Source organism: Pedobacter yonginensis, from assembly GCF_003173595.1.
In the GTDB taxonomy this organism is placed as follows: Bacteria; Bacteroidota; Bacteroidia; order Sphingobacteriales; family Sphingobacteriaceae; genus Pedobacter; species Pedobacter yonginense.
Genome location: NZ_QGNZ01000002.1, coordinates 950,913 through 967,886, shown reverse-complemented (window position 1 = coordinate 967,886; position 16,974 = coordinate 950,913). Strand labels below are relative to the sequence as shown.

Here is a 16,974-nt window from a genome sequence, read left to right as displayed (position 1 = left end):
AAAACTAAAAAAAAATCTAATTGCAAATTTTTAGCGCAAAAAATGCATTTTAAAGTGCATTTAACACAATTTTAACGCTTTCTCGTGTAACTTTTGGGTATTTGCCTTGTCAAACTGCTTAAAATTTTCGGCAAAGGCGTTATCCAATTCGTAAGCTTTTAGGAAGTATTCTTCTTCATTATCCCATGTTTTTGAAGGGTCTAAAATCTCACTCGGAACGTTAGGACAATGTAAAGGCATCATTAATTTAAATACATGATGCTTCTTATATTGATTATGATCTAAATCTCCATTCAATGCCGCAGTAATCATCGCTCGGGTATAACTCAATTTCATACGCTTACCCACACCGTATGCGCCCCCTGTCCAACCGGTGTTTACCAACCATACATTTACTTGATGTTTTTTCATTTTTTCGCCAAGTAATTCGGCATATTGAGATGGATGCAACGGAAGAAAGGCTTTGCCAAAGCAAGCAGAGAAGGTTAACTGCGGCTCGGTTATGCCGGCTTCTGTACCTGCAACTTTAGCTGTATAACCACTCATAAAGTGGAACATCGCTTGTTCTACATTCAATTTCGAAATGGGTGGTAACACCCCAAAAGCATCGGCTGTTAAAAAGAATATATTTTTAGGAATGGGTGCCACTGAGGGTAAAATTGCGTTGTCAATAAACTCAATTGGGTAAGCCACGCGCGTGTTTTCTGTTTTTTCGATATTTGAAAAATCTACTTCTCTCGTGTTTGGAAAGTAATTTATGTTTTCGAGCAGTGAGCCAAACTTAATGGCGTTAAATATTTGTGGTTCTTTTTCTTGGGTTAAATCTACACACTTCGCATAACAGCCACCTTCGAAATTAAAAACGGAATCGTTTCCCCAGCCGTGTTCATCATCGCCAATTAAACCTCGTTTTGGATCGGCGGATAGGGTTGTTTTCCCCGTTCCAGATAAACCAAAAAATATTGCTGTATCTCCAGCCTCGCCTACATTTGCAGAACAATGCATGGAAAGTGTTTTCTTATAGATGGGCAGAATAAAGTTCAATACAGAAAATATCCCTTTTTTTATTTCACCCGTATAACCTGTTCCGCCAATCAAAATCATTTTTTTGGTAAAGTTTAGGATTGAAAAATTTTCCTGACGCGTTCCATCTTCTGCCGGATTGGATAAAAAACCTGGTGCGGCTATGATGGTCCACTCCGGATTTTCGCCCAAAGTGCTTTCCTCTGGTCGGATGAATAAGTTGTTGGCAAAGAGATTTTGATAGGCCGTTTCTGTAATTACCCGAATGGAAATGGAATAGTCGGTATCGGCACAAGCGGATGAATCTCTAACATAAATGACCTTTTTTTTTAGGTAATCGGTAATTTTATGGTACAAGGCATCAAATTTTTCGGGACTAATCTTGATGTTTACATCGCCCCACCAAACGGTGCTTGCTGTAATTTCATCACTTACAATAAATCGATCTTTTGGTGAACGGCCGGTAAACTTTCCGGTATCAATCGCTAAAGCTCCTGAAGTGGCCAGCGTGCCTTCATTATTTTTTAACGCTTCTTCAACTAATTCTGGGGATGTTAGTTGGTACTTTACAGCAATGTTACCGCCTAGATTTAAGTAGCTTAAATCTGGCGTTTGCAGTTTCTTTTTGCTCATAACAATAAGTTAGTTAGTGATGCAAATGTACTGACTTATCATTCAAAAAAGCGAGTATTTTGAGCTAATTATTTACATATTGTATCAAATACACTATTGCATATAACACTGATAATCAGTAATATAAATAGGTTTTTGAACTCAAAAGAAATTGGATTTTTTACACTAAGTTGATTTGGATTTTGAGGTATTGGCGTAGCCGAAAGCGAAAAACTGAAATTATTTTGAGCATTCGCAGCATGGACGCTTTCCTAAACAGGTTAACCGCCAGCCTTTTTAACCTTATATCCGTCCTTTTGAAGGATTCCCATCACCTTATCTCGAACATCACCCTGAATCATGATTTCTCCATCCTTAACAGACCCACCAACGCCACACTTGGTTTTAAGCATTTTGCCCAGTACGTCTAAATCCTCTTGCTTTCCTCTAAAACCAGTAACGAGTGTTACCGCCTTGCCACCACGATTTTTTTTATCGAGCATCACCCGTAAATCCTGTTGTTGGTTTGGTGCGGTTACAGTATCATCCACTTCTTCTTCATATTCAAATTCTGGATTTGTAGAATACATGATGCCGCCAAGATCGCTTAAACTATTTTTCTTTGGTTTCATATTAACAAATTATGAGTGCTGGTGAATTAGGGAACAATTACTTGCAAAGATAATGGATTTACTAGGGCTTCTATCTCCACGCCCATTTGTAATGGTTCGCCATCTACATGTACCGCTCCTGCTTCTTGTCGAGTAATTTTAATGTTTTTGCCTTTGATGATTTCAATCATATCCGAGGTTTCTGCTCTTCCTTTCAACATGACATAACTCAGCACAGGTAATTTTAAAAGCGAAAAGGGCTTTATGATGCAAACATCCAGTAGGCCATCTTTTACAGAGGCTGAAGGCGCTATAAAAACATCGTTACCATATTGAGAGGAGTTAGCAATGGTAACTGCAAATGCTTTTCGTTTATGTTCTACACCATCTATATTTATGGTATAAACTTGGGGTTGATAGTTGAATACTTCTTTAAAACCTAATTTCACATAACCGCTTAATCCTCTTTTCTTATCGCTCGAAAAAACAGCACTTAAATGTGCATCGAAACCCATACCTGCGAGATTAAAGAAAGATTTGTTGTTAAACGTTGCAGAATCTATCTTTTCTATTTTTAGATTATTGATTAACGAGATGGCCTGCCTTAAATTTTTAGGAATATTTAGAAATCTGGCCAAGCCATTGCCCGAGCCGAGAGGAAGAATGCCTAAAATTTTATTGTGTTTTAAAACTTTTGTGGCTACTTCATTGATGGTTCCATCTCCACCAGCTGCCACGATTATGTCAAAATTTTTAAGTGAGGCTTCGTCTGCGAGCTCGCCTGCATGTCCAATATACTCCGTAAAAATAAAGTTTGGACTAAATTTTTCCTTGTCCAGATACTTATCTATAAAGTCGGGAATGCGCAATTTGCCCTTTCCTCCAGAGATTGGGTTGATGATAAAGAGAATGTTGTTTTTACTTTGCAAGTTGAAAAGAATGAGGGTACAAAATAATCTATAATTTTTGAAATAAAGAAAATATACTATTTTTGCAATCATTAAAAGTGGATTGATTTGCTATCCCGAATCTTCGGGACCGGATTGCAACCACTTAAAAAAATTGCTAATGCCTTCTACAATCATTTTAAAACCTGTTTTCTAGGGGTTTTGGCAAATATTAAATTGTTTATTTACCCTTATTAATTTTAATAAATGTCATACTTATTTACATCAGAATCTGTTTCTGAAGGCCACCCAGATAAAATTGCCGATCAAATTTCGGATGCATTAATTGATAACTTCCTTGCTTTTGATCCTGAATCTAAGGTTGCCTGCGAAACGCTGGTAACTACTGGACAGGTAATTTTGGCCGGAGAGGTTAAATCCAAAACCTATTTAGATGTACAGCAAATTGCCCGTGATGTAATCAAGAAAATTGGCTACACCAAAAGCGATTATATGTTTGAGGCCAATTCTTGTGGTATTTTATCTGCGATACATGAACAATCTCAAGATATTAATCAGGGTGTTGACAGAAGCAGCAAAGAGGAGCAAGGTGCTGGCGACCAAGGTATGATGTTTGGCTATGCAACCAACGAAACTGAAAACTATATGCCATTGGCTTTAGATTTGTCTCATGCTTTATTAAGGGAATTGGCTAATTTAAGGAGAGAAAATTCTGAAATTACCTATTTGCGCCCAGATGCAAAATCTCAGGTAACGCTTGAATATTCTGACGATAATAAGCCTCAAAGAATTGATGCCATTGTAATTTCTACCCAACATGATGATTTTGACGAAGAAGCGACTATGTTGGCGAAGATTAAATCGGACTTGGTTTCTATTTTAATTCCGAGGGTTAAGGCGAAATACCCTCAATATGCTCATTTATTTAATGATCAGATTACTTATCACATCAATCCGACTGGAAAATTTGTAATTGGGGGTCCTCATGGAGATACTGGCTTAACTGGTAGAAAGATAATTGTTGACACTTACGGTGGAAAAGGTGCTCACGGTGGTGGTGCATTTTCTGGAAAAGATCCAAGTAAGGTAGATAGAAGTGCAGCTTATGCTACACGCCACATTGCTAAAAACTTAGTTGCTGCTGGTTTAGCTGATGAGGTTTTGGTTCAGGTTTCTTATGCGATTGGGGTTGCAAAACCAACATCAATAAATGTGGTTACTTACGGAACGGCCAAAGTTGGATTGACTGATGGCGAAATAAGCAAAAAGGTTGAATCTATTTTTGACATGCGCCCATACTTTATTGAACAGCGTTTGAAACTTAGAAATCCGATATACAGTGAAACTGCTGCTTACGGCCACATGGGCAGAACTCCAGAAACGGTTACCAAAACTTTTAGAACTCCAAATGGAGAGGAAAAAAGTGTTACCGTTGAGTTGTTTACCTGGGAAAAACTAGATTATACAGATCAAGTTAAAACTGCTTTCGGAATTTAATTCCAGCCACAATATTTTAAAAGTCCCGACCAAAAATCGGGACTTTTGTTTTGAAAGCTATCCCATCAGAACTTATTCGGATGCTCTAAATTCAAATTTAATAGCGTTATATTCCTTTCAATTTTATAAAGGCCTGCTCAGCAGGGGTAATGTGATCATCATCAATAGCATAAGCCTTTACATTGGTGATTTTCATCTCGTCCAGCACATCAACAAAATCTTTGTAAGTAGATGTTTTGGTAGGCTTGATGATTACAATTAGGTGCTTTAAAGGATTGTTGTTATGAGTTTTAGCCATTAACAATTTGGAGGACAAGATTTTACCTTCGATATTTTTTAGAGGGGAAGTTTTGATTTCAGCTTGATCTGGCTCACCCATGTAATAGGCTGTTTCGCCATTCTTTCCCAATAAAATGGTCATGGTTCTGGATGCTGGGTAAGGTCCCTGCGACAAAGATTGCTCGGGCTTTGCGACATCAACTACATTTAAATCGCCTAGTGTGGTGGTGAGCATAAAGAATGTAGTTAAGAGGAACATTAAATCTACCATTGCCGTAAGATCCACGCGAGGTGTAGATTTTTGACTTCTGCCTTTAACGGCTTTGCTGCTTTGAGATTCGTTTAAAGTTGCCATAGTTTTATATTTTTTTATATGATGACAACGGGAGCGCAATTGCATAAAAAAGTGGCATCACATTTAATAAAATTATTTCCAGCAGAAGAAATTAAATTCTGAACCACCCAATAAAAAACAAAGGCAATTTTCATAAGCGAAAATTGCCTTCTTTAACTATACCCATCATTATCGTTTTATCATTAAAACTATTTATGATGATGTAGAATACTATTCGGCGACCAAATGAATGATACACCGCCTTGAATCTCTTTTCAGTATTGTAAATATTTTATATTATTTAACAATTTCAATAATGCCACAGCCTACACGTGGGCCAGAGTTGCCCGTTGGCTGTGTTGTGTAATCATCTGTTCCGCCATGAACGATTATACCTCTTCCTACTATGCTGTTTGAATCTCCAGAAGTAATGTTCCATCTATCGGTAGCTACCGTAACACTTCCTTTTCCTTTGCCATCTAACTGGATATTGCCTATATCTCCACTGTGGTAAGCTGAAGAGCCCCATTTACCATGATTTTCTTTGGTTGGGTTCCAATGCCCATGGGTGTTCATGCCCATATCGCCACAATCGCCATGTTCGTGGAGGTGCACGGCAACGGTACTATCTGCCTTTGATGGAAAATCAATATTCAATTCCAATTTAACTTTACCATCGCTCTGCTGATAAAACTTGGCTGTTCCAATGGTTTTGGTGTTATCTGCTGTTTCATTTAAGGTGGCAGTGGCAATTTCTTTATCCGCTTTTGATGTACAGGCAGATACAATTGCCATACTAGCAATGGCTAATCCTAAAAGATAGTTTTTCATGGTATTCATTTTTTTGTTTTATTTAGAACACATTGAAAGTCATTTAGTTTCCCCTTAAATTTTGGATTATAAAACCATTTCAATTACAGGGTGTTTAAAAGGTATAAAATCATTATAACTATGGAACAGCCAATTGCGATGAACACTTTGAGCCAAATTTTGGAGAAATTGAGGCTGAAAGGAAAAGATAACGAATTAAAAATTTCTGATCATGGGAAGATGCAAAGCAAAACCCTTTCGAAAATTTACAAGCCTGAGGATTTAACGATCGTGAAAACTTACCGTTTTGAGGGAGATTCTGATCCAGCAGATAATTCAGTTTTATATTTAGTTGAAGATCAGGATAAAAACATCGGATACATATTGGATGCTTATGGAATATATTCGGATAACGACGGACCTGCATTTGATGACTTCTTGAAAAAAATACCAACTGCTGATCGAGACGAGCAGGAGTTATTTGCTTAAAAACATGAGGGCTTGAAAAATTTCAAGCCCTTTTTTTATGCTCGATTTTGCCAAATCTGAGTCAGAATTTAGCCTGTTAAATTAAACTTGTGATGGATTTCATTTTTGTAACTTCGCGGGCTAATTCATTGATCCTTCGGTATGAAAAGCAAGTTTAATATCCCACCCATTCCAGCAGTTATATTATCTATTATTAGTGTACAGTGTGGAGCTGCTATTGCCAAAGGACTTTTCCCTGCTTTGGGTGCAGCAACTACTGCATCATTAAGAATCGGAATCTCTGCAATCATCTTATTGCTTGCTTTCAGGCCGAATTTGGCTAAGCTCAACGCAAAGCAATGGAAATATGTCATTCTATATGGCTTTGCTTTAGGGGCCATGAACATGGTTTTTTATTTGGCAATTGAGAGAATTCCAATTGGCTTGGGCGTTACGCTTGAATTTGTTGGACCATTGGTTTTGGCCATTTTTTCTTCAAAAAAGGCAATAGACTTTATTTGGGTATTATTGGCTGCTATTGGAATTGCCCTAATTGCGCCCTGGACAAGCCATAATGGATTGGATTTAATTGGTGTTTTGCTTGCATTGCTTGCAGGCGGATTCTGGGCTGCTTACATTATTCTTGGTGGTAGAATTTCAAAAATTATGAATGGTGGAGAGGCTGTAGCGGTTGGAATGTTATTTGCTTCTCTATTGATTTTGCCTTTTGGTGTTTTCAGCGGCGGATTGATGCGCTTAACCCCTCAATTGTTGGGCTTAGGCACCGCACTTGCATTGCTTTCTAGTGCGATACCCTTTACTTTAGAAATTAAAGCCTTAAAGCAACTTCCTGCAAGAACCTTTAGTATTTTAATGAGTTTAGAGCCAGCCGTGGCTTCATTGGCCGCTTTTGTTTTCCTTCAAGAATTTCTATCCATACAAGAATGTTTAGCCGTTGCATTTGTTGTTATTGCTTCAGCCGGATCGGCAATTACGGCAAGAAGAGCAAGGTTGTAGTTGGGCCAAGAAAGAAGGTGTCTAATTACATCAAAATCACTTTAAACGAACCAAGTTTAATTTTGAATCAACTAAAAAATTTAAGATCAAAAAAACGGCAATTTTCGCTCATGAAAATTGCCATTTTTAATCCTGATTATGTTCGCCGCAAAAAGAATCATTTGGTGGCTTAAAGGTCAAATTGAGTTATGTACACAGCCTCCTCTAAAAACAATGTGCATCTTATTTTTCATTAAGATTTATAACAAATGTTTAAAAAAAATTGTTAATCCAAATTCTTGGTTCTAATTAAATTAAAAAAATCAAGAATTTTTTTTCGATCTTTAATTTGCGCTCTAACAATTTCAAAAGAGTACGCTCTTCTGGGCAGCGTAAGCATAAATTTATCAGACTTTCTAGAGTTAAAAACAACTTGAATTTTTGAAAGTTTAGCTTTTTTTTCTTCATCAATTTTCGATGAAAATGAGAATGGAATGTTGTTCAGGGATTTATCGTAGAATAGATAAAGAGAATCAGGGTCATTCTCATCCGATAAGTCTTTATTTGGCTTGTGATATTTTTCAGCGATTACTTGATGTAAATTGGGGTTATTTATTACTGCAACCAGCTTAAAGCTATCCAGATTAAAATTACCCCACCGTTTGACGTTCCTTAGCGAATCGACTGAAAACACTTTGCCATTTATTGATCTTAAAGAATCAATTAGAAGGCCATGTTTTCGGGATTGATTAAAGAGGAAGTACTTGTAAAGTGTATCAACTATTAATGAATTTTCATTCACTAGAGAATCAGTAATCTTCATTATTTCCGTTGGGGTAGTTCTGGTTATTATTTCTCTGACAATATTTAAACTATCAAGATACAAATGCTGATACTCAAAGTCATATTTCAATAATTGCCCGTCTGGTAGGTGCACAAGCTCAATTTTACTTTTTATGTCAATAGCGACGATATTTTCGTCTTGAACTTCGATGTTAGAATAGCATAACGAAAAGATGCCAGTTGCGAGTATAACGCATAACCAAGTTTTCATGATCTTATAATTTTGATTTAGTTATCTACGGTCCAAAATGCAATGTTAGTAAAGTCAGTTGTTTGTAATGGCATTAGTTGCAAACCCTTACAAATAATATGCATATTTAAATAATAATCCAAGTAAACCCCTGCAACTTTTTTCCCTTTTGCTGGATAGGCATTTAATACAATTTCTATAGTTCCACCAGGTAGTATAGTTCCACGAACTTCTTCTGATTTTGGAATATGCTCGATAGAATCCCAAACCCATTCTCCATCCACTTTTTTATGCTTTCCTACTTCAGTACTTCTTAAAAACCACATCCCGAATTTGTCTTTATGAAATGGCCATCGGTAATGATTCGTTCTGGTTGTTGAGGTTGTTGAAATTCTAAAGATTTCTGTTACGGGAGAAATATTATCGGTTATTGGTTCACCCGCCTGTTCAGTGGCCGCGAGTTCACATTCACTAGGTGTAGCTGGTGGGTTTGTGGGTGGGCTAGGTATGGGATTTACAGGGCCTCCTCCTCCAGTTGGGGGGCTAGAAGGTCCCGCAGGGGTGAAGGGAGGTATGAGGGGAGGTGTCCAATCCGTGACTAGTTGGTTAGGATAAATGTTTACCCCGTCCAAACAGTTGGTACTAAGCTCCTCCTGTTGATTAACGAGTATTCTTACGTCGGACTTAGCATATGCAACTTCCAAAAGAATAAAACCATTGTTGATTAAGCAGTCTGATAGAAAACTCTGTTCTGATTGGTCGACCGATCCAGTTATTAACCTACAGGCTGATGCTCCATCAACGCCAACTCGTCCTGAATAAGGTAGGTCTATACCCTCGGCTAAAGCGGCATCCAAAATATATACATCTTCGGGGCAATCAAAAGAGACCTCACCACTATTATTGGGGAAAGCAAGCTGAACTTTATATTTTTTTCCTGCACTTGTTGAAGCTTTTAGTTTACTTTTTAAAGATGATCTGTCTTCATAATCACTTTGATAAATTCTAGAGGTTATAGGAAATTCTACTGCTTTAATTTGGGAGTATTCGGCTACCCCATTTTTGATACCATAAACTGCTTTAGCATAAGTACCAACCGCCTTGGCGATATCGAATTTTTGATCTTCTATGAAGTTCTGAAGGATCATTTGCCTGAATTCTGCCACAATAGTACGGTGATGGTTTACAGTTTTAGAGTCCGTTTTATTATTTAAATATGAGTTTGAGTAAATGGATTTTGTAAGTTCAAGTGCCACAGCCTGCTGCCCTTTAAGAGAAATAAAATTCTGGTTAATGGTCGAAAAATCTTTGATATTCTGGTCAGAAGCAACTAGTTTGACAAATTGATTAATCGAACTAAGTTTGTCGTCATTAGAGTAATACAAATACTCAACTCTATCAAGCAAATTCCCGAACTTGGAAACTGTTTTTTTTCTTTCAAAGGCAGATTGCACTTCCGGCTTAATTTGATTTTTGTTCAAGGTTTCTTTTGCACAGCCTGAGAGCAAGAACAAAAGCAAGGCAATAAAAAGGTTAATTTTGTGTCCCATTATCTTACATTTAAATATTAGTTATACGACAATACTATTGAAAAATTCCTACTTTTACAACTTTTTGGAATAATTACTTATGTTAGTGCCATTACCGATTAACTGAGCATGCTAATTGAAAAACTTAACATAACACATTTAAAACTTCCTCGATTTAAAATGAAAATGAAATACATAGAACCTTCAGAAGCAGATTTCGTATCTAATGAGTCATTTATTTTATACTATCTTAACCGAGATGCGAATGCTTACAGGTTTTGGAATTCTTGGATTATTAAAAATCCAGATCATAAAAAAAAATGAATATATGAATCCAGGAAGATACTATCCATATTCTGCACTAGAGTTCCCGACAACGAATTTGAAGCCGAATGCAACAGGTTTTCTACTTTTATTGAAGCTTGTACGGTTTGAATTACGGGATATGAAGTTCTCATAATGCATAGAACTAAGAAATATTCGATTTCCCCTAACTTTTCTGCTTGCCCCTTGATCCCCCTTAATCCCTAAAAAAGCGAGATTATAGTTGAGCAAAAAAAAGCCTAAAACAATATATGTTCTAGGCTTTTAAATGATTTGATCTGTGTTCTCAGCGGAATGGACGGGACTCGAACCCGCGACCTCCTGCGTGACAGGCAGGCATTCTAACCAGCTGAACTACCACTCCGTTTTGTTTGCTTTTTAAAAGTTTAAACCTCTTTCCCCTTTCGAGGATGCAAATATAGAGACATTATCCTTATTCGCAAACTTTTTTTTAAAATAATTATAACTCGTTAACCTACAGCACCTTCTTGCATCTTCTCTGCATTCTCGGCAAATTGCAAGGCGCTAATAATCTCTTGAATGTCTCCATCCATGATCGAAGGGAGGTTGTACAAGGTTAAACCGATGCGGTGTTCAGTAACTCGGCCTTGTGGGTAATTGTAAGTTCTAATCTTGGCTGAGCGATCTCCTGTTGATACCATTGTTTTACGCTTCGCAGCAATGTCGCCATTTTTCTTCTGCAACTCTATATCGTATAATTTGCTACGCAACATCTCCATTGCAATAATGCGGTTACCCAATTGTGAACGTTCTTGCTGACATACAACTACCAAACCCGATGGTTTATGCGTTAGTTGAACTTTCGTTTCAACCTTATTTACGTTCTGTCCACCTGCACCACCCGAGCGTGAGGTTTGGAGTTCAATATCTGCAGGGTTTATGTACAAATCAATTTCTTCTGCCTCTGGTAAAACGGCAACTGAAGCGGCAGAGGTATGTACACGGCCTTGTGTTTCTGTATCAGGCACACGTTGCACACGGTGTACGCCACTTTCGTACTTTAATTGACCATAAACATCATCGCCACTTACTTTTAAAATTACCTCTTTATATCCGCCGGCGGTGCCTTCGGTAACGTCAACCGTTTCTACTCTCCAGCCTTTAGTTTCGAAAAAGCGGGTGTACATACGATACAAATCGCCGGCAAATAATGCGGCTTCATCGCCACCCGTACCACCTCTAATCTCAAAAACTGCGTTTTTAGCATCTTCCGGATCTTTAGGAATCAACATTAAACGGATATTGCTTTCCATTTCTTCTTGTTGTTTCAGCAACAAATCCAACTCCTCTTTTGCCATTTCACGCATTTCAGGGTCTTTCTCTGCTGCTAAAATCTCCTTATTGGCATCAATATTACTCATCACGTTTTTGTAGATTTTATATTCATCTACAATTTTGCCCAAATCTTTATATTCTTTGTTTAAAGCAGCAAAACGTTTCATATCCTGAATTACATCCGGATTGCTCAATTGCTCCTCTACATCTTCCCAACGCTGCTTTATAGCCTCTAGTTTATCTAACATAATAATATTCGTATTGAAATTCCTAGATCCTTAGCTTCTCTCTAAAATTTAGGAAATGCAAAAATAAGGAAAAAAGCTGAATTAGTTTTGAAAGAGCGCCTTAGGTTTTTATTGTTTGATTTTTGGAAATGATGGGACATGTGCTTGTGGCGGCGGGCAGCCCTGCTCTCTCTGCAAGTCCTCGCTTGCCCAAAAGCACAATTGCCATTTGCTAGCTGCGGGCTTTCCGTTCCATCACGTTTATAAACAGCGCTTTAACCCTAGTAGAAGCCTAGCTCCATTAAGAAATAATTTCGCTTGCCTGGCTTAAAATTGGAAGTGTGAGCAAGCCTTTAAGGCGGAAATATTAGGCTTTGGGTTTTAAACGTGGATAGTTGTACGGACTGATTGGTTTAAACGGGATTGAAATGGCAGCCGCCAATTTTTTATTGGCGCTACAATGTAAAGCCCGGCGAACGTTAAACCGGGTTGTTGGTTTTGCTTTTCAAAAACAATAAAAATTAAAGTTTAAAGTATTCCAACTTCAAATTTATGCCATCGAACACGGCATAAGAGTTGTATCTGAGCCACTCGCCAGTGTTAATGTACCTACTCGCGTTGCCGAGATCTAGATCCATTGGCAAATGCCTGTGACCAAAAATAAAGTAATCAAAATGCTCTTTTTTAAGTTGTTCTTGTGCGTAAATGGCGAGCCATTCGCCTTCTAAACCAAAAAAAACTTCTTCTGGATTGCTTGCTGCCCTGCTGCTTCTACTCCAGCCGTTTGCAATGCCAATACCTAAATTTGGGTGTAGGCGGGCAAAAAGCCATTGGCAAATTTTGCTTCTAAAAATCTTGCGGAGAAACTTGTACTTTCTATCGCCCGGGCCCAAGCCATCGCCATGGTGCAAATAAAATTTCTTGCCTCCTCGCTCAATAATTAACTCATCACTAATAATTTCCATCCCGATTTCTTGTTTAAAGTAATCGAAAACCCACATATCATGATTGCCCTTAAAGAAGTAGATTTTAATTCCTGAATCGGCCATTGCTGCCAATTTGCCTTGCAAACGGATAAACCCTTTTGGGATAACTTTGGCGTATTCAAACCAAAAATCGAATATATCGCCCATTAAAAAGAGCTCGCCACAGGTTGGCTCAATAAAATTTAACCACCTTAAAATGCGTGCCTCGCGGGTACGGCTTTCTGTATAATTTGGTGTGCCTAAGTGAAAATCGGAAGCGAAATAAATGTTTTTTGCCATGTACAACATCAAAGGTAGTTCAAAAAGCGGAAAGGAGAAAATACGGCAATGGCTTGGAATTTATAGAACCCATAATCCATAAGTGCTTCTGGATAAAAAGATCGAGGATCTGAAAGTAAAAATTCAATATCGACTAAGCCCATAGACCAATTATAATTTGCCTTTTGACATTAAATTTTAATATATTTTGTTTTAAGTGGCATAAAAGCATATAAAATACTGATTACAATGGCATTACAGAATTATCTAGAATATTTCTAAATAGAGGAATAGATAATAGTTTATTTTGTAACTTTGCGTCAAATTTTTTTGAATGATTTCTACTGATATAGCCGTAATAGGCGCTGGTCCGGTTGGTTTGTTTGCCATTTTTGAAGCCGGTTTATTAAAAATGCGTTGCCATTTAATTGATTATCTTCCACAAGTTGGTGGACAGCTTTCTGAAATCTACCCTAAGAAACCGATTTACGACATTCCGGGTTATCCTTCTGTTTTGGCTCAGGAACTTGTAGATAATTTGATGGAGCAGGCAAAACCCTTTCATCCTACCTTTACTTTAGGCGAGCGTATTGAGGGCTTAGAGAAACGCGGAGAAGCCGATTTCGTTTTGACTACCAATATGGGTACCATTATCGAAGCTAAGGTTGTGGTAATTGCTGGCGGATTGGGTTGTTTTGAACCTCGTAAGCCTGCTGTTGAAAATCTAGAAAATTTCGAGAACGGTAAGGGCGTAAATTATATGATTCTTGATCCAGAAAAATATCGTGATCAGAAAATGGTTATTGCTGGTGGTGGCGACTCTGCCTTGGATTGGACCATTTATTTGGCTGATGTTTGTTCTGAATTAACTTTGGTACACAGAAGTGAGAGCTTCCGTGGTGCTCCAGATTCGGTTGCTAAAGTAATGGCTTTGGCCGAAAGCGGAAAAATCAATTTGGTTTTAAACAGCAATTTGCATGCAGTACATGGCAGCGATAAGCTTGAACAAGTTGAAATTGTACAAAACCGCAGCATGGAAAAATCGGTAGTTGAGGCCGATCATTTAATTCCTTTGTTTGGTTTAAGCCCTAAATTAGGTCCGATTGAGGATTGGAATTTAAACATCAGCAAGAGTGCTATTGAAGTAAATACGGATGATTATTCTACCAATATACCAGGCATTTACGCTATTGGCGATATAAATACTTACACCAATAAATTGAAATTGATTTTGTGTGGGTTCCACGAAGCGGCCTTGATGAGCCATAGTGCCTATTCTTACATGAATCCTGGTGTTAAGTACACCATGAAATACACTACTGTTAACGGCGTTTCAGAATTTTAAGCTTTAAGTTAAAATAGTTTTTAAAAGAAAACTTTTTATCTAAGTTTGCGCTAATAAGCGAGCAAAATGGAAAACAACATTACAATACACATGCAAGAACCGGATGGTTCAGTTACATCTCACGAGGCACCTACTGATATGGGCTTAAGTTTGATGGAATTTTTAAAGGCTTCTGAATACGATATTTTGGCTACCTGCGGTGGCATGGCACTTTGTGCAACCTGTTGTGTAGATGTTTTGGAAGGTGAAGAAACACTGAATGAAATGACGGACGATGAGTATGCAATGCTTGATACACTGCCTGACTTACTTCCAAATTCGAGATTATCATGCCAGTTGCAATTGAACAGCAACATGGATGGCCTGAAAGTTAAATTACATGGCGTAAGCTAACATGTAAACAACATACACAGGGCGATGCTGAAGAGTATCGCCTTTTTTGTTTGCTGTAGTTTTAGAGATCGTTAAATTGAATGGGGATTTGTAATCTACTCTCAAGCTAACAATCGCCATTTCAGATTAAAGCCACAATATTGCTCAAAGGAATTTTTATGCAGTAAATCCGTTGTAATTCTTATCAATGAATCAATCTTAGCTATATGAAATTAATTAAGCAGAACATCTTCAATATTATAGTCATCACGTTGCTTTTAGTGATCGTTTTAGTGCCAGATGCCAAAGCATTTGTATTGAGAGGCTTAATGGAAATTGGTTTGTATGCTCCAAAAACTGAGGTTGCAGCTCCTGTAAACGTTGGCTTGGAAGGGATTAGATTTAAGGATGAAAAAGGCAAAATAATTGATTTGGGTGACTTGAAGGGGAAGGTAATTTTTTTAAACTTTTGGGCTACCTGGTGTCCGCCATGTAGGGCTGAAATGCCTTCGCTCAATACGCTTTACCGCCGATTTAAAAATGATAAAAATGTAATCTTCATTTTCGCTGATGCAGATGGAGACTTACCGAAGGCTGGCCAGTTTATGCTCAATAAGAAATTTGAATTGCCTATTTATAAGGCAGAAAGCAGCATTCCAGAACAAATATTTAAAAGTTCGTTACCTACTACAGTGATATTTGATAAACAGGGCAGGCTAAGCTTTAAACATGAGGGTTTAGCCGATTATTCAGACCAAAAGTTTATAGATTTTATTGAAAAGCTTAAATCAATGTAGTTTAGATACTTCGAGGGCTATAGATTTTGCAATTGTTTCGAGGATTACAAATCGTTAGCTCAAAAAGACGGGATTGCAAATCCCGACTAATCTAAATCCACCTAAACAACCGCACGCATCGCCCAAATTCTAACAAACTTTCTGTTTAAAACTTGACAATTAATTAAGCTGATTATTTACTTAATTTGCGCCTATGATTTCATTTTTCGAGGCTTCCCTTAAACAACTCTCTATCCACCATACAGGCAATAAGTTGCTTGAAGAATATTATAAATTATCTGATGCACCTTTAAAGATTGAGGACGAAACTCTGGGCAATTTGCTGATGCAATATTTTTTAAAGCCTTTCGAAAAAGTAAATGAGGTTTACCGTTTCTATCATCCAAACGACAATCTTCAGCTCAACGAAGTTTTCCATTTTGCGAATGAGATTTTTGAAAATAACGATCTTTTCCATGAAGACTCTCAACAGCTGGCTAAATATTTATACGATGTAGCCAATCACCCCAAAATAAAATCGGGGGAGTTATATGTTGCCTATTTTGAAAAAGTTCAGATTGAAGGGGAGCAATTGGATGCCCTTGGCATTTTCAAATCGGAAACAAAAGATACTTACTTAAAGGTTTACCCAGAGCAGGATGGCTTTAACATGAGTTATGAGCAAGACGCCATCAGTATTAACAAACTCGATAAGGGCTGTTTAATTTTTAATGTGGATCAGCAAGAAGGCTATAAAGTGGTTGTGCTCGATCAGGCAAAAAGCAGCAATGAAAGTGCTGTATATTGGAAAGACGAGTTTCTGAAATTGAAAATCAGAAACGACAGTTACAACCAAACCAATAATGTTTTAGGCGTATATAAAAACTTTGTAACGCAAAAGCTTGATAGTGATTATGAAATTAGCAAAGCGGATAAAATTGACCTCTTGAACCGCTCGATGAAATATTTTAAAGAGAAAGAATCCTTTGATATTGAGGAGTTTGGAAACGAGGTAATTGGCAACGCTGAGGGAATTGAATCGTTTAAAAACTACAAGAAAAACTACGAAGAGGAATACGAATCGCCAATTGCAGATCAATTTGAAATTGCCGAATCAGCCGTTAAGAAACAGGCCAGAGCTTATAAAAGTGTTTTAAAATTGGATAAGAACTTCCACATCTATATTCATGGAAATAAGGACATGATTGAAAAGGGTTATGATGATGATAAATCGATGAATTTCTATAAAGTTTACTTTAGAGAGGAAGAATAGGGAATTTCTATTTTGTA

General features: G+C 37.5%; 16 protein-coding genes and 1 tRNA gene. 7 read left to right on the top strand and 10 right to left on the bottom strand.

The genetic code is table 11. From position 1 onward, the window contains the following. Window positions 1-60: 60 nt before the first annotated feature. The 3 genes from pckA to DHW03_RS11020 form a co-directional block, all read right to left on the bottom strand. Entirely contained in the window at window positions 61-1,656 is a 1,596-nt protein-coding gene (gene pckA / locus DHW03_RS11030; RefSeq protein WP_109925840.1) for a phosphoenolpyruvate carboxykinase (ATP), read from the bottom strand. 260 nt (window positions 1,657-1,916) lie between these two features. Further along, entirely contained in the window at window positions 1,917-2,267 is a 351-nt protein-coding gene (locus DHW03_RS11025) for a translation initiation factor (RefSeq protein WP_109925839.1), read from the bottom strand. Between the two features lie 26 nt (window positions 2,268-2,293). After that, a complete protein-coding gene (locus DHW03_RS11020) occupies window positions 2,294-3,247 on the bottom strand; it encodes a diacylglycerol/lipid kinase family protein (RefSeq protein WP_109925838.1) in 954 nt (317 codons plus the stop codon). 153 nt (window positions 3,248-3,400) lie between these two features. Here DHW03_RS11020 and metK point away from each other — a divergent pair, with 153 nt between their 5' ends. Further along, window positions 3,401-4,651 (top strand): methionine adenosyltransferase, encoded by a 1,251-nt coding sequence (gene metK / locus DHW03_RS11015; RefSeq protein ID WP_109925837.1) that lies wholly within the window; start codon window positions 3,401-3,403, stop codon window positions 4,649-4,651. Window positions 4,652-4,757: 106 nt separating this feature from the next. Here the strand turns inward: metK and DHW03_RS11010 are convergent, their stop codons facing one another. Both DHW03_RS11010 and DHW03_RS11005 read right to left on the bottom strand, forming a co-directional pair. Beyond that, window positions 4,758-5,285 (bottom strand): biopolymer transporter ExbD, encoded by a 528-nt coding sequence (locus DHW03_RS11010; protein WP_109925836.1) that lies wholly within the window; start codon window positions 5,283-5,285, stop codon window positions 4,758-4,760. Between the two features lie 276 nt (window positions 5,286-5,561). Beyond that, window positions 5,562-6,095 carry a superoxide dismutase family protein gene (locus DHW03_RS11005; RefSeq protein WP_240618515.1) on the bottom strand — a complete coding sequence of 178 codons (534 nt, stop codon included), beginning with the start codon at window positions 6,093-6,095 and terminating at the stop codon, window positions 5,562-5,564. Between the two features lie 120 nt (window positions 6,096-6,215). Here DHW03_RS11005 and DHW03_RS11000 point away from each other — a divergent pair, with 120 nt between their 5' ends. Together DHW03_RS11000 and DHW03_RS10995 are read left to right on the top strand one after the other, a co-directional pair. After that, window positions 6,216-6,563 (top strand): hypothetical protein, encoded by a 348-nt coding sequence (locus DHW03_RS11000; protein WP_109925834.1) that lies wholly within the window; start codon window positions 6,216-6,218, stop codon window positions 6,561-6,563. A gap of 141 nt (window positions 6,564-6,704) precedes the next feature. Next, window positions 6,705-7,559 (top strand): EamA family transporter, encoded by an 855-nt coding sequence (locus tag DHW03_RS10995; RefSeq protein ID WP_109925833.1) that lies wholly within the window; start codon window positions 6,705-6,707, stop codon window positions 7,557-7,559. A 265-nt stretch (window positions 7,560-7,824) separates the two neighbouring features. Here the strand turns inward: DHW03_RS10995 and DHW03_RS10990 are convergent, their stop codons facing one another. The 5 genes from DHW03_RS10990 to DHW03_RS10965 all read right to left on the bottom strand — a co-directional run bounded on the left by DHW03_RS10990 (window position 7,825) and on the right by DHW03_RS10965 (window position 13,212). Continuing rightward, on the bottom strand, window positions 7,825-8,592 hold the full coding sequence (locus tag DHW03_RS10990; protein ID WP_109925832.1) for a hypothetical protein: 768 nt from the start codon (window positions 8,590-8,592) through the stop codon (window positions 7,825-7,827). Between the two features lie 17 nt (window positions 8,593-8,609). Then, window positions 8,610-10,121 carry a 2Fe-2S iron-sulfur cluster-binding protein gene (locus tag DHW03_RS19630; protein ID WP_317046811.1) on the bottom strand — a complete coding sequence of 504 codons (1,512 nt, stop codon included), beginning with the start codon at window positions 10,119-10,121 and terminating at the stop codon, window positions 8,610-8,612. 593 nt (window positions 10,122-10,714) lie between these two features. Then, window positions 10,715-10,788 (bottom strand) — tRNA-Asp (locus DHW03_RS10975). 106 nt (window positions 10,789-10,894) lie between these two features. Further along, window positions 10,895-11,968 carry a peptide chain release factor 1 gene (gene prfA, locus DHW03_RS10970; RefSeq protein ID WP_109925830.1) on the bottom strand — a complete coding sequence of 358 codons (1,074 nt, stop codon included), beginning with the start codon at window positions 11,966-11,968 and terminating at the stop codon, window positions 10,895-10,897. Between the two features lie 500 nt (window positions 11,969-12,468). After that, the gene (locus tag DHW03_RS10965) at window positions 12,469-13,212 is read right to left on the bottom strand and encodes a UDP-2,3-diacylglucosamine diphosphatase (RefSeq protein ID WP_109926031.1); all 744 of its coding nucleotides are present in this window, start codon (window positions 13,210-13,212) and stop codon (window positions 12,469-12,471) included. A 313-nt stretch (window positions 13,213-13,525) separates the two neighbouring features. Between DHW03_RS10965 and DHW03_RS10960 the strand changes: the two genes are divergently transcribed. The 4 genes from DHW03_RS10960 (at window position 13,526) to DHW03_RS10945 (ending at window position 16,957) form a co-directional block, all read left to right on the top strand. After that, window positions 13,526-14,536, top strand: a complete 1,011-nt coding sequence (locus DHW03_RS10960; protein ID WP_109925829.1) for an NAD(P)/FAD-dependent oxidoreductase — start codon at window positions 13,526-13,528, stop codon at window positions 14,534-14,536. Between the two features lie 66 nt (window positions 14,537-14,602). Then, the gene (locus tag DHW03_RS10955; protein ID WP_109925828.1) at window positions 14,603-14,929 is read left to right on the top strand and encodes a 2Fe-2S iron-sulfur cluster-binding protein; all 327 of its coding nucleotides are present in this window, start codon (window positions 14,603-14,605) and stop codon (window positions 14,927-14,929) included. A 206-nt stretch (window positions 14,930-15,135) separates the two neighbouring features. Next, on the top strand, window positions 15,136-15,705 hold the full coding sequence (locus DHW03_RS10950; RefSeq protein WP_109925827.1) for a TlpA family protein disulfide reductase: 570 nt from the start codon (window positions 15,136-15,138) through the stop codon (window positions 15,703-15,705). 193 nt (window positions 15,706-15,898) lie between these two features. Beyond that, complete coding sequence (locus DHW03_RS10945; protein ID WP_109925826.1) at window positions 15,899-16,957, top strand: nucleoid-associated protein; 1,059 nt, start codon at window positions 15,899-15,901, stop codon at window positions 16,955-16,957. Window positions 16,958-16,974: the final 17 nt, after the last annotated feature.